The organism is Pseudomonas sp. 8209, from assembly GCF_028682105.1.
Lineage (GTDB): Bacteria > Pseudomonadota > Gammaproteobacteria > Pseudomonadales > Pseudomonadaceae > Aquipseudomonas > Aquipseudomonas palmensis.
Genome location: NZ_JANIAH010000015.1, coordinates 37,960 through 64,170, shown reverse-complemented (window position 1 = coordinate 64,170; position 26,211 = coordinate 37,960). Strand labels below are relative to the sequence as shown.

Annotated in this window: 24 protein-coding genes; 10 read left to right on the top strand and 14 right to left on the bottom strand. The window is 63.6% G+C overall.

Annotation, left to right across the window (positions count from 1 at the left end; genetic code table 11):
- Positions 1–189: 189 nt before the first annotated feature.
- The gene (gene glyA / locus NP552_RS25550; RefSeq protein ID WP_043860563.1) at positions 190–1,443 is read left to right on the top strand and encodes a serine hydroxymethyltransferase; all 1,254 of its coding nucleotides are present in this window, start codon (positions 190–192) and stop codon (positions 1,441–1,443) included.
- 142 nt (positions 1,444–1,585) lie between these two features.
- Here glyA and yjiA read toward each other — a convergent pair whose 3' ends face one another.
- The 3 genes from yjiA to NP552_RS25535 form a co-directional block, all read right to left on the bottom strand.
- Positions 1,586–2,569 (bottom strand): GTPase, encoded by a 984-nt coding sequence (yjiA, locus tag NP552_RS25545; RefSeq protein ID WP_443201043.1) that lies wholly within the window; start codon positions 2,567–2,569, stop codon positions 1,586–1,588.
- Between the two features lie 62 nt (positions 2,570–2,631).
- Positions 2,632–2,829 carry a YbdD/YjiX family protein gene (locus tag NP552_RS25540; RefSeq protein WP_043860565.1) on the bottom strand — a complete coding sequence of 66 codons (198 nt, stop codon included), beginning with the start codon at positions 2,827–2,829 and terminating at the stop codon, positions 2,632–2,634.
- 18 nt (positions 2,830–2,847) lie between these two features.
- Complete coding sequence (locus NP552_RS25535) at positions 2,848–4,914, bottom strand: carbon starvation CstA family protein (protein WP_043860566.1); 2,067 nt, start codon at positions 4,912–4,914, stop codon at positions 2,848–2,850.
- Positions 4,915–5,111: 197 nt separating this feature from the next.
- On the opposite strand from NP552_RS25535, the gene NP552_RS25530 reads away from it, so the two are divergent.
- Both NP552_RS25530 and NP552_RS25525 read left to right on the top strand, forming a co-directional pair.
- Positions 5,112–5,477 (top strand): PilZ domain-containing protein, encoded by a 366-nt coding sequence (locus tag NP552_RS25530; RefSeq protein ID WP_058540734.1) that lies wholly within the window; start codon positions 5,112–5,114, stop codon positions 5,475–5,477.
- A 264-nt stretch (positions 5,478–5,741) separates the two neighbouring features.
- Positions 5,742–7,262, top strand: coding sequence for a nucleobase:cation symporter-2 family protein (locus NP552_RS25525; RefSeq protein ID WP_043860568.1), 1,521 nt, complete (start codon positions 5,742–5,744; stop codon positions 7,260–7,262).
- Positions 7,263–7,921: 659 nt separating this feature from the next.
- On the opposite strand, the gene NP552_RS25520 is transcribed toward NP552_RS25525, so the two are convergent.
- From NP552_RS25520 to radA, 3 genes are all read right to left on the bottom strand, one after another.
- A complete protein-coding gene (locus tag NP552_RS25520) occupies positions 7,922–8,194 on the bottom strand; it encodes a colicin immunity domain-containing protein (protein ID WP_058540735.1) in 273 nt (90 codons plus the stop codon).
- A complete protein-coding gene (locus NP552_RS25515; RefSeq protein WP_043860570.1) occupies positions 8,191–8,442 on the bottom strand; it encodes a hypothetical protein in 252 nt (83 codons plus the stop codon). The genes NP552_RS25520 and NP552_RS25515 overlap by 4 nt, the downstream gene beginning before the upstream one ends.
- A 91-nt stretch (positions 8,443–8,533) precedes the next feature.
- Positions 8,534–9,901 carry a DNA repair protein RadA gene (gene radA, locus NP552_RS25510; RefSeq protein ID WP_054916566.1) on the bottom strand — a complete coding sequence of 456 codons (1,368 nt, stop codon included), beginning with the start codon at positions 9,899–9,901 and terminating at the stop codon, positions 8,534–8,536.
- Between the two features lie 175 nt (positions 9,902–10,076).
- On the opposite strand from radA, the gene mscL reads away from it, so the two are divergent.
- Positions 10,077–10,490: a large-conductance mechanosensitive channel protein MscL gene (gene mscL / locus NP552_RS25505; protein ID WP_054916565.1), complete on the top strand. Its 414-nt coding sequence runs from the start codon at positions 10,077–10,079 to the stop codon at positions 10,488–10,490.
- Positions 10,491–10,538: 48 nt separating this feature from the next.
- Here mscL and NP552_RS25500 read toward each other — a convergent pair whose 3' ends face one another.
- The gene (locus tag NP552_RS25500) at positions 10,539–11,315 is read right to left on the bottom strand and encodes a ferredoxin--NADP reductase (RefSeq protein ID WP_274097300.1); all 777 of its coding nucleotides are present in this window, start codon (positions 11,313–11,315) and stop codon (positions 10,539–10,541) included.
- A 245-nt stretch (positions 11,316–11,560) separates the two neighbouring features.
- On the opposite strand from NP552_RS25500, the gene NP552_RS25495 reads away from it, so the two are divergent.
- Together NP552_RS25495 and NP552_RS25490 are read left to right on the top strand one after the other, a co-directional pair.
- Positions 11,561–12,265 carry an autoinducer binding domain-containing protein gene (locus NP552_RS25495; RefSeq protein ID WP_274097299.1) on the top strand — a complete coding sequence of 235 codons (705 nt, stop codon included), beginning with the start codon at positions 11,561–11,563 and terminating at the stop codon, positions 12,263–12,265.
- Between the two features lie 105 nt (positions 12,266–12,370).
- Positions 12,371–13,495 (top strand): methyltransferase, encoded by a 1,125-nt coding sequence (locus NP552_RS25490; RefSeq protein ID WP_100634987.1) that lies wholly within the window; start codon positions 12,371–12,373, stop codon positions 13,493–13,495.
- 135 nt (positions 13,496–13,630) lie between these two features.
- Here the strand turns inward: NP552_RS25490 and NP552_RS25485 are convergent, their stop codons facing one another.
- Genes NP552_RS25485 through NP552_RS25475 form a run of 3 tightly spaced genes read right to left on the bottom strand, consistent with a single transcriptional unit; the run spans position 13,631 to position 16,246 of the window.
- On the bottom strand, positions 13,631–13,786 hold the full coding sequence (locus NP552_RS25485) for a DUF2474 domain-containing protein (RefSeq protein ID WP_043860576.1): 156 nt from the start codon (positions 13,784–13,786) through the stop codon (positions 13,631–13,633).
- Positions 13,787–13,798: 12 nt separating this feature from the next.
- Entirely contained in the window at positions 13,799–14,806 is a 1,008-nt protein-coding gene (gene cydB, locus NP552_RS25480) for a cytochrome d ubiquinol oxidase subunit II (protein WP_043860577.1), read from the bottom strand.
- A gap of 3 nt (positions 14,807–14,809) precedes the next feature.
- Entirely contained in the window at positions 14,810–16,246 is a 1,437-nt protein-coding gene (locus NP552_RS25475) for a cytochrome ubiquinol oxidase subunit I (RefSeq protein ID WP_043860578.1), read from the bottom strand.
- A 373-nt stretch (positions 16,247–16,619) separates the two neighbouring features.
- On the opposite strand from NP552_RS25475, the gene NP552_RS25470 reads away from it, so the two are divergent.
- Entirely contained in the window at positions 16,620–17,849 is a 1,230-nt protein-coding gene (locus tag NP552_RS25470) for an MFS transporter (protein ID WP_274097298.1), read from the top strand.
- Between the two features lie 92 nt (positions 17,850–17,941).
- Here NP552_RS25470 and NP552_RS25465 read toward each other — a convergent pair whose 3' ends face one another.
- Positions 17,942–18,427, bottom strand: a complete 486-nt coding sequence (locus tag NP552_RS25465) for a GNAT family N-acetyltransferase (protein ID WP_054916561.1) — start codon at positions 18,425–18,427, stop codon at positions 17,942–17,944.
- 159 nt (positions 18,428–18,586) lie between these two features.
- Here NP552_RS25465 and NP552_RS25460 point away from each other — a divergent pair, with 159 nt between their 5' ends.
- Together NP552_RS25460 and trmA are read left to right on the top strand one after the other, a co-directional pair.
- Positions 18,587–19,882: an NCS2 family permease gene (locus NP552_RS25460; RefSeq protein WP_043860685.1), complete on the top strand. Its 1,296-nt coding sequence runs from the start codon at positions 18,587–18,589 to the stop codon at positions 19,880–19,882.
- Positions 19,879–20,964 carry a tRNA (uridine(54)-C5)-methyltransferase TrmA gene (gene trmA / locus NP552_RS25455; RefSeq protein WP_043860686.1) on the top strand — a complete coding sequence of 362 codons (1,086 nt, stop codon included), beginning with the start codon at positions 19,879–19,881 and terminating at the stop codon, positions 20,962–20,964. Before NP552_RS25460 ends, trmA begins: the two co-directional genes overlap by 4 nt.
- Positions 20,965–21,072: 108 nt before the next feature.
- Here trmA and NP552_RS25450 read toward each other — a convergent pair whose 3' ends face one another.
- Positions 21,073–22,239, bottom strand: coding sequence for an alkaline phosphatase family protein (locus NP552_RS25450; protein WP_088513889.1), 1,167 nt, complete (start codon positions 22,237–22,239; stop codon positions 21,073–21,075).
- 168 nt (positions 22,240–22,407) lie between these two features.
- Between NP552_RS25450 and NP552_RS25445 the strand changes: the two genes are divergently transcribed.
- Positions 22,408–23,268, top strand: coding sequence for a shikimate dehydrogenase (locus tag NP552_RS25445; protein ID WP_078481785.1), 861 nt, complete (start codon positions 22,408–22,410; stop codon positions 23,266–23,268).
- Between the two features lie 75 nt (positions 23,269–23,343).
- On the opposite strand, the gene NP552_RS25440 is transcribed toward NP552_RS25445, so the two are convergent.
- Positions 23,344–24,012, bottom strand: coding sequence for a TetR/AcrR family transcriptional regulator (locus tag NP552_RS25440; protein ID WP_043860689.1), 669 nt, complete (start codon positions 24,010–24,012; stop codon positions 23,344–23,346).
- Positions 24,013–24,093: 81 nt separating this feature from the next.
- Positions 24,094–26,001 carry a 3-dehydroshikimate dehydratase QuiC gene (gene quiC / locus NP552_RS25435; protein WP_054916558.1) on the bottom strand — a complete coding sequence of 636 codons (1,908 nt, stop codon included), beginning with the start codon at positions 25,999–26,001 and terminating at the stop codon, positions 24,094–24,096.
- Between the last annotated feature and the right edge of the window lie 210 nt (positions 26,002–26,211).

Below are 26,211 nucleotides of genomic sequence, written 5' to 3'. Positions count from 1 at the left end.
GCTCCCACAGGATGTTCTCGGCCCCCGAGAGCGGATACCAGACCTGTGGGAGCGGGCTTGACCCGCGATAAGTTCACACCGAGCCTGAATGAGCCCCGCTTGTCTGCGACATGATGCCCTTTCATATGCCAGACAAAAGCCGATGAGGTAGAATGCCCGCCTATTTCAGCACGATCCTTGAGGACCGCCATGTTCAGCCGTGATTTGACCATTGCCAAGTACGACGCCGATCTCTTTGCCGCCATGGAGCAAGAAGCTCAGCGCCAGGAAGAGCACATTGAGCTGATCGCTTCGGAAAACTACACCAGCCCTGCGGTGATGGAAGCTCAAGGCTCGGTACTGACCAACAAGTACGCCGAAGGCTACCCGGGCAAGCGCTACTACGGTGGCTGCGAATACGTCGACGTGGTCGAGCAACTGGCCATCGACCGCGCCAAGCAGCTGTTCGGCGCCGACTACGCCAACGTGCAGCCGCACGCCGGCTCCCAGGCCAACGCTGCCGTCTACCTGGCCCTGCTGTCGGCCGGTGACACCATCCTGGGCATGAGCCTGGCCCACGGCGGCCACCTGACCCACGGCGCGGCCGTGTCGTCCTCGGGCAAGCTGTACAACGCCATCCAGTACGGCATCGACGCCAACGGCCTGATCGACTACGACGAAGTCGAGCGCCTGGCGGTCGAGCACAAGCCGAAAATGATCGTGGCCGGTTTCTCGGCCTACTCGCAGGTGCTGGACTTCCCGCGCTTCCGCGAAATCGCCGACAAGGTCGGTGCCTACCTGTTCGTCGACATGGCCCACGTGGCTGGCCTGGTCGCCGCTGGCGTGTACCCGAACCCGGTGCCGTTCGCCGACGTGGTCACCACCACCACCCACAAGACCCTGCGCGGTCCACGTGGCGGCCTGATCCTGGCCCGTGCCAACGCCGACATCGAGAAGAAGCTGAACTCCGCCGTATTCCCGGGCGCCCAGGGCGGCCCGCTGGAGCACGTGATCGCGGCCAAGGCGATCTGCTTCAAGGAAGCGCTGCAGCCTGAGTTCAAGGCCTACCAGCAGCAAGTGGTGAAGAACGCCCAGGCCATGGCCGGCGTGTTCATCGAGCGCGGCTTCGACGTGGTGTCGGGCGGTACTGAAAACCACCTGTTCCTGCTGTCGCTGATCAAGCAGGAAATCTCCGGCAAGGACGCAGACGCTGCCCTGGGCAAAGCCTTCATCACCGTCAACAAGAACTCCGTGCCAAACGACCCACGCTCCCCGTTCGTCACTTCCGGCCTGCGCTTCGGCACCCCGGCCGTGACCACTCGCGGCTTCAAGGAAGCAGAGTGCAAGGAACTGGCGGGCTGGATCTGCGACATCCTGGACGACCTGAACAACGAAGCGGTGATCGACGCCGTTCGCGAGAAGGTCAAGGCCATCTGCGCCAAGCTGCCGGTGTACGGCAACTGATCGCAGGTACCTGATGTGAAAAAGCCCGGCTCCCAGCCGGGCTTTTTTGTGGCATCGCGGGTCAAGCCCGCTCCCACAGGATTTCATAGCCCTCCAGATGGGTAGTAAACCTGTGGGAGCGGGCTTGACCCGCGATGGGCCCTCAGGGGCGACTCAAGGCCTCGAACCCCTCGCGAATCTTCGCCTCGGGCAGGTCATCGGCAATGAACACCATCACACTCTCGCGCTGTTCGCCTTCGGCCCACTCGGTATCCCAGTCGAAGCCATAGAGCTTCAGCACGCCCTGAAACACCAGCCGCCGATCCTCGCCAGCAATGTTCAACACGCCCTTGTAGCGCAATAGCTGCTTGCCATGCGCCTCCAGCAATTGGTTCATGAACTCGCTCAGCCGGTCGATATCCAGCGGCACATCGGTACGCAGCACCATGCTGGAGATCCGGTCCAGGCTGTTGCCCGCCGCCACAACAGGCCGCAGGTTGAGGCTGGCGTTGAGGTTGAACCCGCGCACATCCAGCAGCTCGGCCAGGTCGATCCTGCCGTTGTCCACCACACGGATCGGCGCACGTCGGTTGATCCGCGCCAGGCGCTGGCTCAAAGCCTCGAACGCGGCCGCATCGACCAGGTCGGTCTTGCTCACCAGCAGGCGATCGGCAAACCCGACCTGGGCCTGGGCGATGGTCTGGGTCAGGTGCAGGTCGGCATGCGCGGCATCCACCAGGGTGATGATGCCGTCGAGGATGTAGCGCTCGCGCAGCTCTTCGTCGATGAAGAAGGTCTGCGCCACCGGTGCCGGGTCGGCCAGGCCGGTGCACTCGATCACCAGCCGGTCGAAGGCGATTTCGCCGCTGTCCAGACGCTCCAGCAGCAGGAACAGCGCCTTGGTCAGGTCGGTGTGGATGGTGCAGCATACGCAGCCGTTGGCCAGGGTCATGACCTGCACCGGTTCGTCGCCCAGCAGTTGGGTGTCGATGCCGGCGTCGCTGAACTCGTTTTCGATCACGGCGATTTTCAGGCCGTGCTCGGCCTTGAGCAGGTGGCGCAGCAAGGTGGTCTTGCCGGCCCCCAGAAAACCGCTGAGCACGGTGACGGGAATGGGTTGCACGGAAAATCTCCTGAACACTGAAATGACTGTGGGAGCCCGGCTGCCCGGGCTCCCACAGGTTTGTCACACGCGGGCGGTGCCGTCTTTCAACAGCACTTGGGCCCGCCCTTGCCGCCGTAGCGCGCCTCCTGGCGTTCCCGGAAGAACTCCTCGTAGGTCATCGGCGGCAGGTCGGGGTGCCGGGTTTGCATATGCTCGACGTAATTGTCGTAGTCGGGCATGCCGACCATCAGGCGGGCTGCCTGCCCCAGGTACTTACCCAGTCGACCGAGATCGTTGAACATGTCTGCAATCCTCTTGGTTTACGCGTCCGGCAAGGCCTGGAACGGCGATTCCTTGTCGGTACGTTCTTTCTTGTTCAAGGCGCGGATACCGACCTTGAGCGCGAAGAACAGGATGCTGAACACCACGAACAGGAACAGCGCGGTCAGCGTCGCGTTGGTGTACGCGTTGAAGATCACGTGCTGCATCTGCGCGATGTCCTTGGCCGGGGCCAGTACCTGACCGGCGTCCAGCGCCGCGCTGTACTTGTTGGCCAGGGCCAGGAAGCCCACCGCCGGGTTCGGGTCGAACAGCTTGATGAAGCCTGCGGTGGTGGTGCAGATCAGCAGCCATACCGCCGGCACCAGGGTGACCCACATGTACTGCTGGCGCTTCATCTTGATCAGCACCACGGTGCCGAGCATCAGCGCGATACCGGCCAGCATCTGGTTGGAGATGCCGAACAGCGGCCACAAGGTGTTGATGCCACCCAGCGGGTCGATCACGCCCTGGTACAGCAGGTAGCCCCACAACGCCACACAGCCGGCGGTGGCGAGCAGGTTGGCGCCCCACGACTCGGTGCGCTTGAGCGCCGGCACGAACGAGCCCAGCAGGTCCTGCAGCATGAAGCGCCCGGCACGCGTACCGGCGTCTACCGCAGTGAGGATGAACAGGGCTTCGAACAGGATCGCGAAGTGGTACCAGAACGCCATGGTGTTTTCACCCGGTAGTACCTGGTGCAGGATCTGTGCGATACCCACCGCCAGGGTCGGCGCACCACCGGCACGGGCCAGCACGGTGTGCTCGCCGATGTCCCGGGCGACCGCCTCGAGCTGCTCGGGGGTGATGGCAAAGCCCCAACTGCTGACTGTCTGCGCCACCGACACCACGTCGGCACCGACCACCGCGGCCGGGCTGTTCATGGCGAAGTACACGCCCGGCTCGATCACCGAGGCGGCAACCATGGCCATGATCGCGACGAACGACTCCATCAGCATGCCGCCATAGCCGATGTAGCGGGCGTTGACTTCGTTGTCCAGCAGCTTGGGCGTGGTGCCCGAGGAGATCAGCGCATGGAAACCCGATACCGCGCCACAGGCGATGGTAATGAACAGGAACGGGAACAGGGTGCCCTTCCACACCGGGCCGGTGCCGTCGGTGAACTGGGTCAGCGCCGGCATCTTCAGCTCGGGCGCCAGCACCAGGATGCCGATGGCCAGGGCAATGATGGTACCGATCTTGAGGAAGGTAGAGAGGTAGTCACGCGGCGCCAGCACCAGCCATACCGGCAGCACGGCGGCGACGAAGCCATAGCCCACAAGCATCCAGGTGATCTGCACGCCGGTGAAGGTGAACGCCGGGCCCCACACCGGATCGGCGGCCACCAGGCCCCCCAGCCAGATGGACAGCAACAGCAGCACCACACCGATCAGCGAGATCTCGCCGATGCGGCCCGGGCGGATATAACGCATGTACACGCCCATGAACATCGCGATGGGGATGGTCGCCATCACCGTGAACATGCCCCATGGGCTTTCGGCCAGGGCCTTGACCACGATCAGCGCCAGCACCGCAAGGATGATGATCATGATCAGGAAGCAGCCGAACAGGGCGATGGTGCCGGGAATGCGGCCCATTTCCTCACGCACCATGTCGCCCAGCGAGCGACCGTTGCGGCGGGTGGACAGGAACAGGATCATGAAGTCCTGCACTGCACCGGCCAGTACCACGCCGGCGATCAGCCAGAGCGTACCGGGCAGATAGCCCATCTGCGCAGCCAGTACCGGGCCCACCAGCGGGCCAGCGCCGGCGATGGCCGCGAAGTGGTGACCGAACAGGATGTGCTTGTTGGTCGGCACGTAGTCCAGACCATCGTTGTTGAGCACCGCCGGGGTGGCCCGGCGCGGGTCCAGCTGCATCACCTTGGTGGCGATGAACAGACTGTAGTAACGGTAGGCGACCAGGTAGAGGGCTACCGAGGCAACCACAATCCACAAGGCGTTGATCGCTTCGCCACGGCGCAGGGCAACCACACCCAGCGCACAGGCCCCCAGGACTGCCAGCAGCAGCCATGGTATATGGCGTAGCAGGCTATTATTGTTGTTCATGGTTTGCTTCCAGCTAGTGGATATGAAAGACCGCCCATCGAGTCTAGGGCGAGTCTTGGCGCATTGCCATACTTGCTTTGGTCTAGAGCCTGCAGCCCCGCCCACAGTCTCGTTATGCGCGTTCGCGATCATGCTGGCAAGCCCTGAGCTATAGTCAGTCAGGTTCCAGCCAGGTTCTACTGCAAAGGGCCTTCACCATGAGCGATCACCCAGAACGCCGGCGCTTCCAGCGCATACCCTTCGATGCACCGACCGAACTGCTCCAGGGCGAACGACGCTGGCCGGTCAACCTGCTCGACCTGTCGCTCAAGGGCCTGCTGATCGAGGCGCCCAAGGCCTGGGACGCCGACCTCGAGCGGCCGTTCGCTGCGCAGATACGCCTGGGTGAAGAGGCGTTTGTCACCATGACGGTGGAACTGCGCCATGTCGACGACACCCAGCTGGGGTTTATCTGCGAGCACATCGACCTCGATTCGCTGGAGCACCTGTGCCGCCTGGTGGAGCTCAACCTGGCCGATCGCACCGAACTGGAGCGCGAATTCCATCAACTCATCGACATTTGAAATCTTTTAGCCCGCTACCGACCTGACCCCGCCCCGCCTTCCTGTCCACCCAGACAGCTTTCAAACAGCCGTTCATGCCACCGGACCCAGCCCTGGCGGGCCTGGTGCTGCGTGTTGGAACGATAACTGCATCCACGCCTGCACCCAAACCAATGACCTGACTGTTCCTGTGCCAATCTAAAAATTGTATACAATTGTTCTGGCAATGAATGGCACGAGTTGTCTACAGTAGCGCCACAACAATAAAACAGAGAACCTGCTCCCATGACTACGTCCTCCCCCGACACGTCCACGGCATCACGTCCTGAAGACGAGAACCTGGGGCTCGGCGCCAACCTGGCGTACGGGCTGCAACACGTACTCACCATGTACGGCGGTATCGTCGCGGTACCGCTGATTCTCGGCCAGGCGGCCGGCCTGGGCCCGGCCGACATCGGCCTGCTGATTGCCGCATCGCTGTTTGCCGGTGGCCTGGCGACCCTGCTGCAGACCCTGGGCCTGCCGTTCTTCGGTTGCCAGTTGCCGCTGGTACAGGGCGTTTCGTTTGCCGGCGTGGCCACCATGGGCGCGATTCTCAGCAGCGAGGGCGGCGGCGGCCTGCCGGGAGTGCTGGGCGCGGTGATGGCGGCCTCGTTGATCGGGTTTCTGATCACCCCGGTGTTCTCGCGCATCACCAAGTTCTTCCCGCCACTGGTGACCGGCATCGTGATCACCACCATCGGCCTGACCCTGATGCCGGTCGCGGCGCGCTGGGTCATGGGCGGCAACAGCAAGGCACCGGACTTTGGCAGCATGTCCAACATCGGCCTGGCGGCGGTGACCTTCCTGATCGTGCTGATACTGAGCAAGCTGGGCAGCGCGGCGATCTCGCGGCTGTCGATCCTGCTGGCAATGGTGTTCGGCACCCTGATCGCCTGGTCGCTGGGCATGGCTGATTTCAGCAAGGTGCTCGAAGGTCCGCTGGTGGCCTTCCCTACCCCGTTCCACTTCGGCATGCCGACCTTCCATATCGCGGCCATCCTGTCGATGTGCATCGTGATCATGGTGACCCTGGTGGAAACCTCGGCCGACATCCTCGCGGTAGGTGAGATCATCGACACCAAGGTCGACTCCAAGCGCCTGGGCGATGGCCTGCGTGCCGACATGGCCTCGAGCATCCTGGCGCCGATCTTCGGTTCGTTCACCCAGAGCGCATTCGCCCAGAACGTCGGCCTGGTGGCCGTGACCGGGGTGAAGAGCCGCTACGTGGTGGCTACCGGTGGCGTGATCCTGGTGGTGCTGGGCCTGCTGCCGATCATGGGCCGGGTGATTGCCGCCGTACCGACCTCGGTACTGGGTGGCGCGGGGATCGTGCTGTTCGGCACCGTGGCGGCCAGTGGTATCCGCACGCTGTCCAAGGTGGACTACCGCAACAACATGAACCTGATCATCGTGGCCGCCTCACTGGGCTTCGGCATGATCCCGATTGCCGCGCCCAACTTCTACGCGCAGTTCCCGAACTGGTTCGAGACCATCTTCCACTCCGGCATCAGCTCGTCGGCGATCATGGCGATTCTGCTGAACCTGGTGTTCAACCACTTCAAGACCGGCAACTCCGATCATCAGTCGGTGTTCGTGGCCGCCTCCGAGCGCACGCTGAACTACTCGGACATTTCCGGGCTGCGTGACGGCGACTACTTCGAAGACGGCAAGCTGTTCGATGCCGAGGGCAAGGAGATTCCGTTGCTGGAGAAGGATGAGCATGGGGGGCAGGTAGTAAGGCGAGAGACGGTGGCTGAGCATTGATAGTGCTCGGTTGATGAGGAAGGGCTGGTGCACGTGCACCGGCCCTTTTTGTGTGTGCCTGTTGGCCATCGGAAAGCGAATTTTATAAATATCAGAATACAACACTTCAATGTTTTATTTCTGACGACTTACAATTATATCCTTTTCAAATAACTTCAAAACGCCGCCGTCGAAATCTATTCGATACGCCCCTAACTTAAACCATAACTGAGAGACATATAATCTCCACAACCAGACACAATAATATTTTCAAGATGCTTGCATACTGTTTTTTGATGACCCATCTATTTGAGACCCTTCAAAAAATCTCTAAGACCTTCTTTGGTAGCGGGGAAAACTAAAAGATAACTGCTCCCCCCTTTTCCAGCCCCTAATGCTGCGCCTACCTCTGATGCATAACAGCCTTTAATAGTGACCGTCTTGCCTCCTTGAGATTGGGTATATTGTAGGAGTTTTTTTAAGCGGTCCAACTAACTCGGCAGCCCCACCGGGACCATTGCCAATAAAACCTTTCGATGTACCAACAGTAAAGTCGTCAAATATGACCTCACCGGCATTCATCGTCACTTTCGGGAAGTACATTGTTAGGCCCCCATTAGCAGCATCAAATGAAGCCTTCCCAAGATCTGTTGCGAGAGGAGAGGTTGCTTTTGCACAAACTAATCAGTGACTATTTTTTGCATCAAGCTCGCGACCTTAGATTTAAGCATTTCATCGTCAAGCTCATACTCTTCCCTTGATTCATCTGGCTCGTACATATCCGCAGCACAAAAAATGCTGGACAAGCACTCGCTCAACGAAGGCTCATCGAGCTGAAGGACATTCCTATCTCGCTCAATTTTCCAAAGCTCAATATACGCCTCAGAAAAAACTTTGGCTGTCAGTCTTCCTGCTACATACGATCTTGCAAACTCCAAGATAGTAAGACTCATCGCAGAACTCCATATTTAATAAAGCAGCGGGCATCGGCCGGCGCCGGTGCAGTCTGGGTAGGGGCGGTGCTGCCAGGCAGCTCCTTGAGTTCCTGCAGGCGCCGCTGCTGCTCTTCAAGCAACCGCCCCTGACGCTCGCGAATCAGTTCCTGGTCACCCGGCAAGCTCGCGGCCGATACAGGGCCAGCAAGGATGCCCAACAACAGCCAGAAGCAGGACAGCTTTGTGCCAGATACCAAAAACGCCATCTTCCCATCCCTGGAAGCAAAAAACGAAGGCGCGATAGTAGAGAGACAGAACAATGGTGCCAATTTGCCATCACGGCAAATTGATTACATTTTATTCAAACAACGCATCCAACGCCTGCTCCAGGCGCGTCACCGCAATCACCTGCAGCCCCGGCGGCGCTTCCTTGGGCGCGTTGCCCTTGGGCACGATGGCGCGCTTGAAGCCGTGCTTGGCGGCCTCCTTCAGGCGCTCCTGCCCGCTCGGCACCGGGCGCACTTCACCGGACAGGCCCACCTCGCCGAACACCAGCAGGTCGTGTGGCAGCGGGCGGTTGCGCAGGCTCGACATCACCGCCGCCATCAAGGCCAGGTCCGACGCGGTCTCCAGTACCTTGACCCCGCCCACCACGTTGAGGAACACGTCCTGGTCGTGGGTGGGGATGCCGCCATGGCGATGCAGCACCGCCAGCAACATGGCCAGGCGGTTCTGGTCCAGGCCCAGGGTCACACGGCGCGGGTTGGCCATGTGGCTTTCATCCACCAGCGCCTGCACCTCCACCAGCATCGGCCGGGTACCTTCCCAGGTGGCCATCACCACGCTGCCCGGCACTTCCTCCTGGGCACGGGTCAGGAAGATCGCCGACGGGTTGGAGACTTCCTTGAGGCCGCGGTCGGTCATGCCGAACACGCCCAGTTCGTTGACCGCACCAAAGCGGTTCTTCACCGCGCGCAGCAGGCGCAGGCGACCGTCGGACTCGCCCTCGAAATACAGCACGGTGTCGACCATGTGTTCCAGTACCCGCGGCCCGGCCAACGCGCCCTCCTTGGTCACGTGGCCGACCAGGAAGATCGCCGTGCCGCTCTGCTTGGCATAGCGCACCAGCAAGGCGGCACTCTCGCGTACCTGCGACACGCCACCGGGCGCCGACTGCAACTGTTCGGTGAAGATGGTCTGGATGGAGTCGATCACCATCACCTTGGGCTTTTCGACCCGCGCGGTGGCAATGATGGTTTCGATGCAGGTCTCAGTCATCACCCGCAACTGATCCTGCGGCAGGCCCAGGCGACGGGCACGCATGGCCACCTGCTGCTGGGATTCTTCCCCGGTGACGTACAGCGCCGGCATGCGCGTGGCAATGTTGCACAGGGTCTGCAGCAGGATGGTGGACTTGCCGATGCCCGGGTCACCACCAATCAGCACCACCGACCCATCGACCAGGCCGCCACCGAGCACGCGGTCCAGCTCGGCGCTGGCGGTGCTGAAACGCGGGATCTCCTCGACACTGACCTCGGCCAGGGTCTTGATCTGCGCCTGTTGCCCGGCCCAGCCGGTGCGCCCGGCAGGCGCCGCGGCGCCGCCACTTTCGATCATGGTCTCGACCAGGGTGTTCCACGCGCCGCATTCGCCGCACTGGCCCGCCCACTTGGGAAAGGTCGCGCCGCACTCGGTGCAGCCGTACATGCGCTTGGCCTTGGCCATGGGGCAGTCTCCTGGAAAAAGGGGCCATGATAGCCGAGCCGACCCAGCTGCGGGGCGCCGCCTGGGCGACAAAACTATTCGGCATAGCCGGGGTCTTTTACTGCAACGCGGAGCATGAAGCGCATAGCTGATTTACACTGCGATGACCAATCTCATCTGTTACAGGGAATAAACCATGGGCGTGATCAGTGAATTCAAGGCCTTCGCGGTCAAGGGCAACGTGGTCGACATGGCCGTCGGTATCATCATCGGCGCCGCGTTCGGCAAAATCGTTTCATCGTTTGTTGGCGATGTGGTGATGCCCCCCCTGGGCCTGCTGATCGGTGGAGTGGACTTCAGTGATCTGGCGGTGGTGCTCAAGGCGGCCGAGGGTGACGCGCCGGCGGTGGTGCTGGCCTATGGCAAGTTCATCCAGACGGTGATCGACTTTCTGATCGTGGCCTTCGCGATCTTCATGGGCGTGAAGGTGATCAACCGCCTCAAGCGCGAAGAAGCGGTGGCCCCGACCCTGCCGCCGGTACCCACCAAGGAAGAAGAACTGCTGGGCGAAATCCGCGACCTGCTCAAGGCGCAGAACCAGCAGCCCTGAACCGGGCCTGCCTGACCGTAACGGCGCCTTCGGGCGCCGTTGTGCTGTCTACCAGTAGTTTTCCACCGCCACCTGGCCCGGCCGGCGGCTGAGGCTCAGCTGAAGATCACGTGCCTTGAGCACCTGGCGGGTGTCGTCGATCATCTGCGGGTTGCCGCAGAGCATCACCCGCGAATGTTCGGGGGTCAGCGCCAGGCCGGCCGCACGCTCCAGTTCGCCGTTCTCGATCAGGGTGGTGATACGCCCGTTCAGCGCACCCGGGTGTTGCTCGCGGGTGACCACCGGAATGAACTGCAGCTTGCCCGCATGTTCGGCCAGGTAGTCGCGCTGCTCCAGGCCGGCGATCTCCTGCTGATAGGCGAGCTCCCTGGCTTCGCGCACCGAATAGACCAGCTTGATGGTGTCGAACCGCTCCCAGGCTTCGAAGTCCTGCAGTATCGACATGAAGGGCGCAATGCCGGTACCGGTCGCCAGCAACCACAGGTCCCGCCCGTCGGCGAAGCGATCAAGGGTCAGGAAACCGAACGCCTGGCGGTCGATCAACAGTTGGTCACCCTCACGCAGCCGGCTCAGCTCACTGGTGAACTCGCCGCCGGGCACGACGATCGAGAAAAAGTCCAGGTACTCGTCGAACGGCGACGAGACCATCGAGTACGCCCGCCACACCACGCTGCCATCGGCACGGGTCACGCCCAGGCGAGCAAACTGGCCGGCCCGGAACCGAAAGCCGGGATCACGGGTTACGCGCAGGCTGAACAGGTTGGGGATCAGCGGCTGGACATCGAGCAGGGTCTGGCGGGTGAACTTCTCCGCACTGGCAGTCATGGTGTGCTCCACAATTCAGGTAAACACAGTGTCGCGCAAAGCTGACGGGATAAACACCGCCGCGATGTAATGGCATTACGCTCATGTGTTTCAACCACGTAACAAAACATGTAACGCGGGTTGTACAACCCTATTTTTATGTAGAGCACTGGAACATTTCTATAGCAAAAAAAACCTAGAACAACGTGCGACTTTTCCTACACTCGATCCAGGGTGACTAATTGTAAAGGTGCACGGAGGCTCAAATGCCATATTGGAAGCAGGAGCAGCTGCAACAACTGACGCAGGAGGAAAACCAGCAACAGATGTTTGCCACTGCACTGTCACTGGCCGAGCAACTGGACATGGAGTTTCTGGCATACCGCCTGAACGGCAGGACGGTCGCCGAAGGCCCGCAGGTCATGATGTTCAACAACTACCCGGCCGAATGGAACGAGCTCTACAAGAAGAACGAGTACGAGCGCATCGACCCGGTGCTTGTGCATTGCCATCATTCGAACATGCCGGTGCTGTGGTCCCCGCAGTTGTACAAGCAAGCCCCCGAGTTGCGACAGACGGCGTGCGAACATGGCCTGTGCCATGGTTGGAGCCAGGGCACCCAAGACCTGCGCGGCAACGAAAGCGTGCTGTGCGTATCACGCCGGCAGGGCGAAGTGAGCATGGCGGAACTGTACGAAAAGTCGGCCCAGACCCTGTGGCTGTGCAACCTGCTGCACACCCTGATGGTTGCCAAGTTGCATCCGCCCAAGGCCCGTTTGCAGGCACTCTCGCCCCGGGAACGCGAGGTGCTGCAGTGGACCGCTGCCGGCAAGACCGCCGAAGACATCAGTTGCATCCTCACGCTGTCCAGAAGCACGGTCAATTTTCATATCCGCAGCATCACCAGCAAACTCAACACCACCAACAAGACCAGCGCGGTCGCCATCGCCACCCAGTACGGGTTGATCTGAGGTTCTGCTCGCCAACACCCCCCTCCCCACCTGCAAAAACGCTGTAGAATCTGCGCCCGTCCAGCGCCAAGCCCCAGCGCGCGCCAAAGCCCAGAGCCCTACGCCATGCCCCTGTTGATCACCCCCTTCGCCGAGCTCGAGCTGCTTCGCCAGCCCGAATACGCCAACGACCCCTTGCAGGCCTTCGACGCGGCCGACGAGTACCTGCTCGAACACCTGGCCGCGCAGGCGCTGCCTGCCACGAGCCGGGTACTGGTACTCAACGACAGCTTCGGCGCGCTGGCCATCAGCCTGCGCGCCCATGCCCAGGTGCTGGGCAGCGGCGACTCCTACCTGGCCCGGCTGGCACTGGAGAAGAACCTGGTGCGCAATGGCCAGGCATTCGACAGTGTGCCCTTCATCGCCGCCAGCCAGCATTGGCAGGGGCCGTTCGACCGGGTGCTGGTGCGCGTACCCAAGACCCTGGCGCTGCTCGAAGAGCAGTTGATCCGGCTGCAGGGCCAGTTGGCACCCGGCGCGCAGGTAATCGCCGGGGCGATGATCAAGCACCTGCCACGGGCAGCCGGCGACCTGCTGGAGAAGTACATCGGCCCGGTGCAGGCATCGCTGGCGCGCAAGAAGGCGCGCCTGCTGATCGCCACGGCCGAGCCCAGGGCGGCGGCAGCCTCGCCCTACCCCACCCGTTATAAGCTGGAGCAACCACCGCTGGAGCTGGTGAACCACGCCAATGTGTTCTGCCGCGAAGGGCTGGATATCGGTACCCGTGCCTTCCTGCCACATCTGCCCCGCGACCTGGGCGATGCGCGGGTGGCCGACCTTGGCTGCGGCAACGGCGTGCTGGGCATCGTCAGCGCGCTGGCCAACCCGCAGGCGCACTACACCCTGGTGGACGAGTCGTACATGGCGGTGCAGTCGGCCGAGCAGAACTGGCAGGCGGCGCTGGGCGAGCGAGCCGTGACGGTTCGCGCCGACGACGGGCTGGCCGGGCAGGCGCCGCAGTCGCTGGACGTGGTGCTGTGCAACCCGCCGTTTCACCAGCAGCAGGTGGTGGGGGACTTTCTCGCCTGGCGCATGTTCCAGCAGGCACGCGAGGCACTGGTGGTGGGCGGGGCGCTGTACATCGTGGGCAATCGGCACCTGGGCTATCACAGCAAGTTGGCGCGATTGTTCCGGGGAGTAGAACAGGTGGCAGCCACGCCGAAGTTCGTGGTGCTCAAGGCGCGCAAGTAGGCCGGGTACGGAGCCGACACCTTCGCCGGCAAGCGGCTCCTGCGCCAGGCGGCCGAGACAGGCAAAAAAAACCCTGCGCAGCTCACGCGGCGCAGGGTGTAAACCCGCCCAGGGCGGGATGGGAAATACCTTGGCTCAGTGGGTACTCAAGCCCGCCGCCGCCATGAACATCCGCATCAGCCAGGCCACCACGGCCAGGCTTGCCACGCTCACTGCCCAGATCAGCAGCAGCCAGCCCAGGCGCTGCATCAGCGGCTTTTTCTCCGGTTCGAAGGTGTCTTTGCCAGTCATTGCCAGGCCCTCCTAGTGATAGCCGTCGTCGTGGGTCACCTTGCCGCGGAACACGTAGTAGCTCCAGAAGGTGTAGCCCAGGATGAACGGGATGATGAACAGCGTGCCCACCAGCATGAAGCCCTGGCTCTGCGGCGGCGCTGCGGCGTCCCAGATCGAGATCGACGGCGGGATGATGTTCGGCCACAGGCTGATGCCCAGCCCGCTGTAGCCCAGGAAGATCAGCACCAACGTCAGCAGGAACGGGGTGTAGTGGGCATGGCGTGCCACCGCCCGCACCAGCCCGTACAGGGTGACCAGCACCAGGATCGGCACCGGCAGGAACCAGAACAGGTTGGGCAGGCTGAACCAGCGCGTGGCGATGTCCGGATGCGCCAGCGGCGTCCAGATACTCACCACACCGGTCACGGCCAGCAGCACGAAGGCCAGTGGGCGCGCCAGGTCATGCATCTTGCTCTGCAACGGGCCTTCGGTCTTCATGATCAGCCAGGTGCAGCCGAGCAAGGCATAGGCCACGATCAGCCCCACCCCGCAGAACAGGCTGAACGGCGTCAGCCAGTCCAGCGAGCCGCCTGCGTAGTTGCGTTCGACCACCTTGAAGCCTTCGATGAATGCGCCCAGTGCCACGCCCTGGAAGAAGGTCGCGGCCAGCGAACCGCCGATGAACGCCTTGTCCCACAGGTGGCGCTTGTCGGCCTTGGCCTTGAAGCGGAACTCGAAGGCCACGCCACGGAAGATCAGCCCCATCAGCATCAGCATCAACGGCAGGTACAGCGCCGAGAGCACCACCGCATAGGCCAGCGGGAAGGCGCCGAACAGCGCCGCCCCGCCCAGCACCAGCCAGGTCTCGTTGCCGTCCCAGACCGGGGCGACGGTGTTCATCATCACATCGCGGTCGCGCTCGCCCTTGACGAAGGGAAACAGGATGCCAATGCCCAGATCGAAGCCGTCCATCACCACGTACATCATGATGCCGAAGATGATGATCACGGCCCAGATAAGCGGAAGATCAATACCCATGAGTCAGTTCCCCTTGCTCAGGCTGGCGTGGTCGTCGGCATGGTCGTCGTCGGCAGCCGACAACGGCCGCGCCGGGGTGCGTTGCTGGCCAGGCCCGCCATGGGTCGGCTCGTCGCCCTCGCCGGTTTCCGGCCCCTTGCGCACCAGACGCATCATGTAGCCGAGCCCCGCGCCGAACAGCGCGAAGTACACCACCACGAACATCACCAGGGTGATGCCCAGTTGCGCATAGCTGTGGTTGGACACGCCATCGGCGGTACGCATCAGCCCGTACACCACCCACGGCTGGCGACCGACCTCGGTGGTGAACCAGCCGGCCAGGATTGCGATCAGCCCGGACGGGCCCATCCACAGGGTCAGGTAGAGGAACGGGCGCGAGCTGTACAGGGTGCCGCGCTTGCGCAGCCACAGGCTCCACAGGCCCACGGCGATCATCAGCATGCCCAGCCCGACCATGATGCGGAACGACCAGAACACCACGGTGGAGTTGGGCCGGTCTTCAGGCGGGAACTCCTTCATCGCCGGCACCTGCTTGTCCAGGCTGTGGGTCAGGATCAGGCTGCCCAGCGCCGGGATCTCCAGCTTGAAGTGGGTGGTCTCGTTCTTCATGTCGGGGATGCCGAACAGGATCAGCGGGGTCGGCTCGTCGCCGACGTTTTCCCAGTGGCCTTCGATGGCGGCGATCTTCACCGGCTGGTGCTTGAGGGTGTTGAGCCCGTGGAAATCACCGATCACCGCCTGCACCGGCGCCACGATCAGCGCCATCCACATGGCCATCGAGAGCATCTTGCGAATCGCCGGGTTGTCCTTGCCGCGCAGCAGGTGCCAGGCGGCCGAGGCGCCGACGAAGAAGGCCGTGGCCACGAATGCTGCCGTGGCCATGTGCGCCAGGCGGTAGGGGAAGGACGGGTTGAAGATCACCGCGAACCAGTCGACCGGGATCACCACGCCGTTGACGATTTCATAACCTTGCGGGGTCTGCATCCAGCTGTTGGACGCCAGGATCCAGAAGGTGGAGATCAGCGTGCCGACGGCGACCATGATGGTGGCGAAGAAGTGCAGGCCGCGCCCGACCTTGTTCCAGCCGAACAGCATGACCCCCAGAAAGCCCGCTTCGAGGAAGAACGCGGTGAGCACCTCATAGGTCAGCAACGGCCCGGTGATCGAGCCGGCGAAGTCCGAGAAGCGGCTCCAGTTGGTGCCGAACTGGTACGCCATGACCAGGCCGGAGACCACGCCCATGCCGAAGTTGACGGCAAAGATCTTCGACCAGAAGTGGTACAGGTCGCGGTAGACGCTGTTGTGGGTCTTGAGCCACAGGCCTTCGAGCACCGCCAGGTAACTCGCCAGGCCGATGGTGATGGCCGGGAACAGGATGTGGAAAGAGATCGTAAACGCAAACTGGATTCGGGCGAGATCTAGAGCCTCTAATCCGAACATAGTGCTTCCTCTGTCAGGTTATCCGGCGTCAGGGTCACGGCCTTGGCGCCAACTGCCCCTACGTCATTGAGTGCGGCGAGTTGGAATTGTTCTGAAAACTTGCAATCGCAGGGAGTTCGGCCCTCCGGCCACATCGTTGCATTTGAAACAGTTGCAAAAACAACAATTGATCCAGGTCAACGATTGCCTGAAAGCATAGTCCTGAACGGGCCGCATGGTTGTGTGGTGGTTTGCCGCGTGACCGGTTGCCTCACCCCCTTTACGCACACACGAATCGGTGCGCCTACCGCACAGGGATGACGGCTTTCGCAACCTGCTGTTACAAACTGGTGATAATCTGCCCCGCCGCCCCCGCAAAGGCTCTGTATCGCACATGTCAGACCATGCCCCGCTCCTGCTGCGCCATCACCGCCCCTTCCTGGCGTTCTGGTGCGCGCGAATTTTCACTGCCAGCGGCTTCCAGATGCTCACCGTGGCCATCGGCTGGCACCTCTATCAGCTGACCGGCAACGTGCTCGACCTGGGCCTGGTGGGCCTGGTGGAATTCGCCCCGCGGGTGCTGTTCATGCTGCACACCGGGCATGTGGCCGACCGCTATGACCGGCGCCGGGTGGCAGCGCTGTGCCAGTTCGCCCAGGCGCTGATCGCCCTGGCGCTGGTGGTGGGCAGCAGCACCCACAGCGTGACCCGCGAACTGATCTTCGTGCTGGCGTTCCTGCTGGGCAGTGCGCGCTCTTTCGAGATGCCGGCCACCCAGGCGTTGCTGCCCAACGTGGTGCCCTCGGCGCTGTTCCCGCGGGCAGTGGCCGCGTCGGCCTCGGCCATGCAGTCGGCGACCATCGTCGCGCCGGCGCTGGGGGGCTTTCTGTATGCGTTTGGCAGCGTGTGGGTGTATGGCCCGACCGTGGTGCTGTACGTGATCGCCTGCTGCCTGACCTTGCGCCTGAGCGCCGCCCGCCAGCCGGCCAACCGGGGCCGGGCGAGCCTGGAATCGCTGCTGGCGGGCATTCGCTTCATTCGCAGCCGCCCGGACGTGCTCGGCGCGGTGTCGCTGGACCTGTTCGCCGTGCTGCTGGGCGGCGCCACGGCGTTGCTGCCGGTGTTCGCCAAGGACATCCTGCTGACCGGCCCGTGGGGCCTGGGCCTGTTGCGCTCGGCGCCGGCGGTGGGGGCGCTGCTGATGTCGGTGTGGCTGGCGCGCTTCCCCATCGAGCGCAAGGTCGGGCGGGTGATGTTCACGGCGGTGGGGGTCTTTGGCGTGGCGACCATTGCCTTCGGCCTGTCGACCTCGTTCTGGTTCTCGCTGGCGGTGCTGGCGGTGCTGGGCGCGGCGGACATGATCAGCATGGTGATCCGCAGCGCGTTCGTGCAACTGGAGACGCCGGACGAGATGCGTGGTCGGGTAAGCGCGGTGAACGGGTTGTTCATCGGCGCCTCGAACCAGCTGGGCGAGTTCGAGTCCGGGGTCACGGCGCACTGGTTCGGCACCGTGCCGGCTGTGGTGCTGGGCGGGGTGGGCACGCTGGTGGTGACGGGCGTGTGGATCAAGCTGTTCCCGACGCTGGCGGGGCGCGATCACATGCATACCCAGAAAAAGGGCTGACCGCGCACACCCAGTCGCGGGTCAAACCTGCTCCCACAAGGGCCTCACTGAATCTGTGGGGGCGGGATTGACCCGCAATGAGGCCAGCCAGATCAAAGCATCAGGGTCATCTGCCGCTCATACCCCACCCGCCCGCGATACCCCTCGCCGCTGTCCACCCACCCCGCCGCGCGGTACAGCCTCAACGCCGCCTGATTGTCGGTATCCACCGACAGTTGCAGGCAACGCACCTGCGGCCACACTTCGCGCACCCGCGCCGGCAGCGCCGCCAGGCACCAGCGGCCAAGCCCCTGCCCCTGCGCCCGCCAGTCCACCTGCAGGGCATGCAAGGTGGCCGCATCATGGCGGGCCCACGGCGGCAGGTGTGCACCACGCTTGAGCAGCAGGAAGCCCTGCGGCACGCCCCCCACCAGCAGCGCCAGCCCGCGCACATCGTCGCCGGGCCGGTTCAGCAGGGTATGCAGCGCGCCCTCGATGTCACCGCAAAACGCCCGCTGCGCCGCCAGCACCTCGATGCCGGGCAGGCCTGCGCGCTGGGCCGGGGTCAGCGCATCGTAGTGAATCAGCTGCACGGTCATGGTCCTGGTCCAAAAGTGGCGGTCTTGCTGATATGATGCGCGGCTTTTTTGCGGCCCATTCAAAAATCACTCAGTCCGGCACCCCGTGTCCGGTACAGTCTGTGCTTTGCTGATGGGGTCGAACATTCAAGGCGCCGCAGTGCGCCACGGGGAGCTGGCATGCTGGAAAGGCTGTTTCAACTAAAAGCGCACAATACCAACGTGCGCACCGAAATCCTGGCGGGGGTCACCACCTTCCTGGCCATGGCCTACATCCTGTTCGTCAACCCGAGCATCCTCGGCGAGACCGGCATGGACAAGGGCGCGATCTTCGTCGCCACGTGCCTGGCTGCCGCCATCGGTTCGGCGGTGATGGGGCTGATCGCCAACTACCCGATCGCGCTGGCGCCGGGCATGGGCCTGAACGCCTTCTTCACCTACACCGTGGTGCTGCACATGGGCCACACCTGGCAGGTGGCACTGGGGGCGGTATTCATTTCGGCAGTGCTGTTCTTCCTGCTGTCGATCTTTCGCATCCGCGAATGGATCGTCAACAGCATTCCGCTGCCGCTGCGTTCGGCAATTGCCGCCGGCATCGGCCTGTTCCTGGCGCTGATCGCCCTGCACAACGCCGGCATCGTGGTCGACAACCCGGCCACCCTGGTGGGCCTGGGCGACCTGCGCAACCCGGCACCGGTACTGGCCACCCTGGGCTTCTTCCTGATCGTCGCGCTCGAGGCGATGAAGGTACGCGGCGCCGTGCTGATCGGCATCCTGGCGGTCACCGTCGCCTCCATCGGCCTGGGCTACACCCCGTTCAACGGCATCGTGTCGATGCCGCCCTCGCTGGCCCCGACCTTCCTGCAGCTGGACATCAAGGGCGCACTGGATGTCGGCCTGATCAGCGTGATCTTCGCCTTCCTGTTCGTCGACCTGTTCGACAACTCTGGCACCCTGATCGGCGTGGCCAAGCGCGCCGGGCTGATGGGCAAAGACGGCCACATGCCGAAGATGGGCCGCGCCCTGATCGCCGACAGCACCGCGGCCATGGCCGGCTCGCTGCTGGGCACCTCGACCACCACCAGCTATATCGAATCGGCGGCCGGCGTGAGTGCCGGCGGACGCACCGGGCTGACCGCCATCGTGGTGGCTGGGCTGTTCCTGCTGGCACTGTTCTTCGCCCCGCTGGCCGGCAGCGTGCCGGCCTTCGCAACCGCGCCTGCACTGCTGTTCGTCGCCGTGCTGATGGCCTCGGGGCTGGCGGAAATCAACTGGGACGACGTGACCGAGGCCGCCCCGGTGGTGGTCACCGCGCTGGCCATGCCGCTGACCTATTCGATTGCCAACGGCATCGCCTTCGGCTTCATCTCCTGGACCGTGATCAAGCTGATCTCGGGCCGCCGGCATGAACTGAACTCGGCGCTGGTGGTGCTCTCCATCCTGTTCGTGATCAAGCTGGGCTGGTACGCCGCATGAGTTCCGTCTACGACCCGACTACCTACACCGCGCAGCTTGAGGCCAAGGTCGAGCGCCTGCGCGCACTGCTGGCGCCATTCGGCGCACCGGAGCCGGCGGTGTTCGACTCGCCGCGCGAGCATTACCGCCTGCGCGCCGAGTTTCGCCTGTGGCGCGAGAACGAGCAGCGTCACTACGCGATGTTCGCCCCGGGTGAAAAGCACCAGGCGATCCTGATCGACGACTTCCCCATCGCCAGCCAGCGCATCAACCAGTTGATGCCGCAGCTCAAGGCGGCGTGGCAGGCCAGTTCGGCGCTGAGCTTCAAGCTGTTCCAGGTGGAGTTCCTGACCACCCTGGCGGGCGACGCGATGATCACCCTGTGCTACCACCGTCCACTGGACGAGCATTGGGAAGCCGCTGCCCGGCAACTGGCGACCGACCTGGGCGTGAGCATCATCGGGCGCTCCAAGGGCAAGCGCGTGGTGATCGGCCGTGACTATGCGGTTGAAGAGCTGGCCGTGGGCGGGCGCACTTTCCGCTATCGCCAGCCAGAAGGCGCGTTCACCCAGCCCAACGGCACGGTGAACCAGAAGATGCTCAACTGGGCCTACGAGGCCCTGGGCGAGCGCGAGGACGACCTGCTGGAGCTGTACTGCGGCAACGGCAACTTCACCCTGCCGCTGGCCACGCGGGTGCGCAAGGTGCTGGCCACCGAGATCAGCAAGACCTCGGTGAACGCCGCGCTGCACAACCTGGACGACAACGGCGTGGATAACGTGCGCCTGGTGCGCCTGTCGGCCGAAGAGCTGACCGAGGCCCTGAACGAGGTGCGGCCGTTCCGGCGCCTGGAAGGCATCGACCTGAAAAGCTATGCCTTTGGCAGCGTGTTCGTCGACCCGCCGCGCGCGGGCATGGACCCGGACACCTGCGAGCTGACCCGGCGCTTCGATAACATCCTGTACATCTCGTGCAACCCCGAGACACTGGCGGCGAACATCGAGCAGTTGAGCGATACGCACCGTATCGAGCGGTGTGCGCTGTTTGACCAGTTCCCGTATACGCACCATATGGAAAGCGGGGTGCTGCTGGTTCGGCGCTAGGCCCGGATCGGCGGTGTTCTATCGCGGGTCAAGCCCGCTCCCACAGGAATGTCACGGCTCTGAAGGGCAGTGGGGTACCTGTGAGAGCGGGCTTGATCCGCGATGGCCCTAATCTGAGTACATCAACAGCGGCACCACCTGGTCCGCGTCCGTCAACGCCCCATGGTGCCCGCGCCACTGGCTGGGGTGCTTCTCCTCCACGCTGCGAATGATCCCGCCGGCCCCGGTCGGAACCACGATCAGGTCCCCGATACGCCCCTCGGCCTGGCTCAGCATCACGTCCCCGAACAACCCCGCGCCAATCGCCTGCGCCTTGCTCAACACCCGGTATTCATCCCCCAGGCGGTTCTGCCAGCGCTCGTGCACGCGGTCCTGCTGATGCTCGTGGGTGTACAGGTAGCGCGCCCGGATGTCCCCGGCCATCGCCCGCACCCCGTCCTGCAAGGCACTGTCGGTATCGAAGTCATGCACCTGGGCGCGGTCCAGGTCGAGCATGCCGTGGTCGGCAATCACGAGCATGCGCGCCGAGCGCGGCAGGCGCCCGGCAATGTCGCGGGCCAGCTGATCGGCAATCTCCAGTTGCCTGCACCAGTCGGGCGAGCCCGGCCCATACAGGTGCCCGGCAAAGTCCAGGTCACCGAAATAGGCAAAGCAGAAGGCTGGCGCCTCCACCTCCAGTGCGCTACGCACCAGCTCGGGATAGGCATCGTAGGCCGGCGCGGCAAGGATGCCGCCGGCCTTGTAGATGGCACGGGTGAAGTCCGAGTCGGCAAAGCGCCCGAGCATGACCGTGCTGATCTGTACGCCCTGGGCGGCCGCGTCTTCCCAGGCGGTCTGCGGCACGATGAAGGAGGCCGCGACAGGCGCCGCGGTCGGCACGCTGCCCGTCTGCGCGGCCGCAGTGGTCCATGACAGCGGCGAGAACACCGAATGGGCATCAAGGGCGAAATCGCAGCCCACGATGCCATGCGCACCGCTGCCCATGCCGGAGGTCACGGCGGCCAGGCTGGCGGCAGTGGTGGCCGGGAAGCCGACCTTGAAATGGCTGTCGGGCTGCATCAGCGCGGCCAGGAACGGTGCATGCTCGGCGTGCGCCTTGAGCAGGTTCCAGCCCAAGCCATCGATCAACAGCAGGCAGGTGGCTGTAGAGCGCTCGAGCCGGAACGGATTCCTGAAGCCCCTGGCGCCCAACCCGGCGAAAACCGACTGGGTCAGGCTGGCCAGGCCCGGCCAGGTGTCGTGAACGTCCCGCATCTCTTCGAACTGCGCCGCCATGTCGCCCTCCGTGGTGCCGTGCAAAACAACAGGTTTAGCACAGCTTGTTCGATCAGCGAACAGAAACGATCAATGCACGGCCCGCCCCGATTGACCCTATTAACCAGTCAGTACATTTTAGTTGTGACGCTCCCTTCCCCTGCCAAGAACAACAATGGAGTTTTACCGATGAGTTTGGCCCCCCCTTCCGGCATTCTCGCCGGCCTGATCGGCGCCGGTATCCAGGCCTCGCGTACCCCGGCCCTGCACGAGCACGAAGGCGCCGCCCAGGGCATCAACTACCTGTACCGGCTGATCGACCTGGACCAGCTGAAGCTGGACAGCAGCGCCCTCGAAGAACTGCTGACCGCGGCCGAGTACATGGGCTTTACCGGGCTCAACATCACCTTCCCGTGCAAGCAGGCGATCGTGCCCCTGCTCGACGAGCTGTCGCCCGAGGCGCGTGGTATCGGCGCGGTGAACACCGTGGTGCTCAAGGACGGTCGACGGATCGGCCACAACACCGACTGCCTGGGGTTTGCCGAAGGTTTCAGGCGTGGCCTGGGTGATGTTTCACGCCGTCATGTGGTGCAGATGGGGGCAGGCGGTGCGGGTGCCGCGGTGGCCCATGCGCTGCTCAGCGAAGGGGTGGCCCAGCTGACGCTCTTCGATGTGGAGCCCGCCCGGGCCCAGGCACTGGCAGACAACCTCAACCAGCATTTCGAGGGCAGCCCGGCACGCTGCGGGCATGACCTGCAAGCGGCCATGGGCCAGGCCTGCGGGCTGGTCAACACCACCCCCATGGGCATGGCCAAGCTGCCGGGCATGCCGGTGCCCAGGGCGCTGCTGCGCGCCGAAATGTGGGTGGCCGAAATCGTGTACTTCCCGCTGGAGACCCAATTGCTGCGCGAGGCGCGGGCACTGGGATGCCGCACGCTCAACGGGGCCAACATGGCGGTGTTTCAGGCGGTGAAGGCCTTCGAGCTGTTCAGCGGCGTGGTGCCGGATGCACAGCGCATGATCGGGCACTTCAACAGCCTGGGGGATTGAACGCTTAGCCGGCACCTGTACAGGGTGGTCAACCCGCAGGTGCCGGCCCTGCCGGCGACTGGAGGCTCCCCGGCATCACGCCTGCAGGTAGCGCAGCACCGACTCGCAGATCATCTCGCGGTGCTTGTCCTTGAGCGCCTTGTCCTCGAAATCCACCTGGAAGATCTCGCCAAAGGTGTGCCGGTTGGACACGCGATAGAAGCAGAACGAGCTGATCAGCAGGTGTACGTCCAGCGCCGTCAGGCCCTGGCGGAACACCCCCTCGGCAGCCCCGCGCTGGAGTATCTCGTCCAGCGCGGTGAGCACCGTCTTGTTCATCGAGCGGATCGCGGCCGACTGCTTGACGTACTCGCCGTGGTGCATGTTTTCGTTGCACACGATACGCACGAAGTCGACGTTGCGATCATGGTGATCGAAGGTGAATTCGATCAGCCGGCGAATGCCCTGGCGCGGCTCCAGTTCAGCCAGGTGCAGGTTGCTTTCGGTGCTGCGGATATCGCCGTAAAGCTTCTCCAGCACCTCCACATACAGCTGCTCCTTGCTGTTGAAGTAGTAGTAGATCATGCGCTTGGAGGTCTGGGTGCGCTCGGCGATCGCATCGACCCGGGCACCGGCCAGGCCTTGCTGCACGAACTCGCTGATGGCCGCCTGCAGAATGTTCTCGCGGGTTTTCTCAGGATTGTTCTTGCGGCTCTTGCGCGGCGCCTCGGCAGGTGCCGCCAAGGGTGCTGGAGTTGTCGTCATACGGGGCTCTTGACCAGTCGGTTAACCGCGCGATTATGGCCCCGGGGTGCGCCAGAAGAAAGCCTGACGGGCGCTGACACGTTACAGCTTGGCATGCCGCAGCCCGCCGCTGCGCGCCTTGGCCATCGCTGCCAGGCGCACCGCGACGTTGGCCGCGCCGTAACCGCTGTAGCCATTGCGCCGCTGCAGCACCTCGAAGAAGAAGCGCTCCTCGAACGGCTCGGTGTATACGTGGAACAGCTCGCCGCCCTGGGCATCACGGTCGTACAGCACGTTGTAGTAGGCCAGCTCGCTCAGGAACTGATCGTCGAAGTCGAACCGGGCCGCCAGGTCGTCGTAGTAGTTGAGCGGGATATCGAGCAGCGCCACGCCGGCTTCCTTGGCGCGCTTGACGGCGGCGAAGATGTCCTGGCAGTCGAAGGCGATGTGATGCACGCCCGAGCCGCGGTAGTTGGACAGCGCGTGGGCAATCGCAGTGTTGCGGTTTTCGGAGATGTTCAACGGCAGCCGGATCGAGCTGCACTGGCTGCGCAGGGCGCGGCTCTTGACCAGGCCATAGGGATCGGGAAGCACCACCTCGTCATCGGCGCTGAAGTCGAGCAGGCTTTTGTAGAACAGCACCCAGCTGTCCAGGCTGTCGGCCGGCAGGGCCAGTGCCATGTGGTCGATGCGGGTCAGGCCCAGGCCATGGGCGGGTTGCTCGCTGAGGCTGAAGTCGGTGTCGTAGATGGTGCGTCCGTCCGCGCCCTGGTCCACCAGGTAGATCAGGCTGCCGTCGGGGGCGCGTACCGCTGCCAGCTCACGTTCGTTGGGCCCCACCAGGCCACGATAGGGCTGGCCGTGATAGGCCACCGCCCGGGCCAGCGCCTGGGCGCTGTGCCTGACCCGGATCGCCGTGGCGCACAGCGACGGGCCGTGGCTTTCGAAAAAGTTGTGCGCGAACGAATAGGGTTCGGCGTTGAGGATCAGGTTGATCTCGCCCTGGCGCAGCAGGCTCACATTCTTCGAGCGATGCTTGCCGGCACGGGCAAAGCCCAGGCCTTCGAGCCAGTTGCCCAGCTTGGCGCCCGAGGCGTCGTCGACCGCAAACTCGAGAAACTCGATGCCATCGCAGCTGCTGGCCGGCGGCGGCGCGAACAGCAGCTCGGGGTCGGCCAGCGGTGCGGTGCGTTCGAGCAACTGACGGGTCTTTTCCTCCAGGTACAGCAGCGAACGCAGGCCGTCGGCGGCATTGGCCCGTGGCGGCGCGGCACGAAAACCGTCGTTGAAGATCTCCAGCGACAGCGGCCCGCGATAGCCGGCCTGCAGAATCGGCGCCAGAAACCCCGGCAGGTCGAACTCGCCCTGCCCCGGGAAGCAGCGAAAATGCCGGCTCCACTCCAGCACATCCATGGCCAGGATCGGCGCATCGGCCATCTGCACGAAGAAGATCTTGTCCCCCGGCACCTGCGCGATGGCGCTGGGGTCGCCCTTGAGCGACAGGGTGTGGAAGCTGTCGAGGATCATGCCCAGGTTGGCGTGATCGGCCTGGCGCACGATGTCCCACACCTGCTGCCAGGTGTTCACGTGCCGCCCCCAGGCCAGCGCCTCGTAGCCGATGCGCACACCGTGGGCGGCGGCCCGCTCGGCCAGCAGGCTCAGGTCGTCGACCAGCAGTTGCTGGCCGCCCAGCGCGTCGGCCGACACGTTGCTGCACACCAGCACCAGGTCGGTGCCCAGTTCCTGCATCAGTTCGAACTTGCGCTCGGCGCGCTCCAGGTTGCGCGCCAGGCGCCCGCGCGGGCAGCCCTCGAAATCGCGAAACGGCTGGAAAAGGGTGATGTCCAGCCCCAGGTCGGTGCAGCGCTGGCGAATCTCGCGGGGGCTGCCGTCGTAGTAGAGAAGGTCGTTTTCGAAGATCTCCACGCCGTCGAATCCGGCGGCGGCAATGGCTTCGAGTTTTTCCGGCAAGGTGCCGCTCAGGGACACGGTGGCAATCGAACGCTGCATCTTCAGGCTCCAACGGGCAGGCAGTGCCCAGCTGCACGAATTATTGGCTGGGGTTTATCCTAGCTCAATCAAAAGGTACGAACTGGTTAGTTTTGTGTGCGATTATCGCCCAGTACCCGCCCAGATCAATTGACCCTTTTTTGACCAATGCGCACCATTTCCTACCACCAGGCAGACGAGCATCTTGCCAAAAGCACCGACGAACCTGCC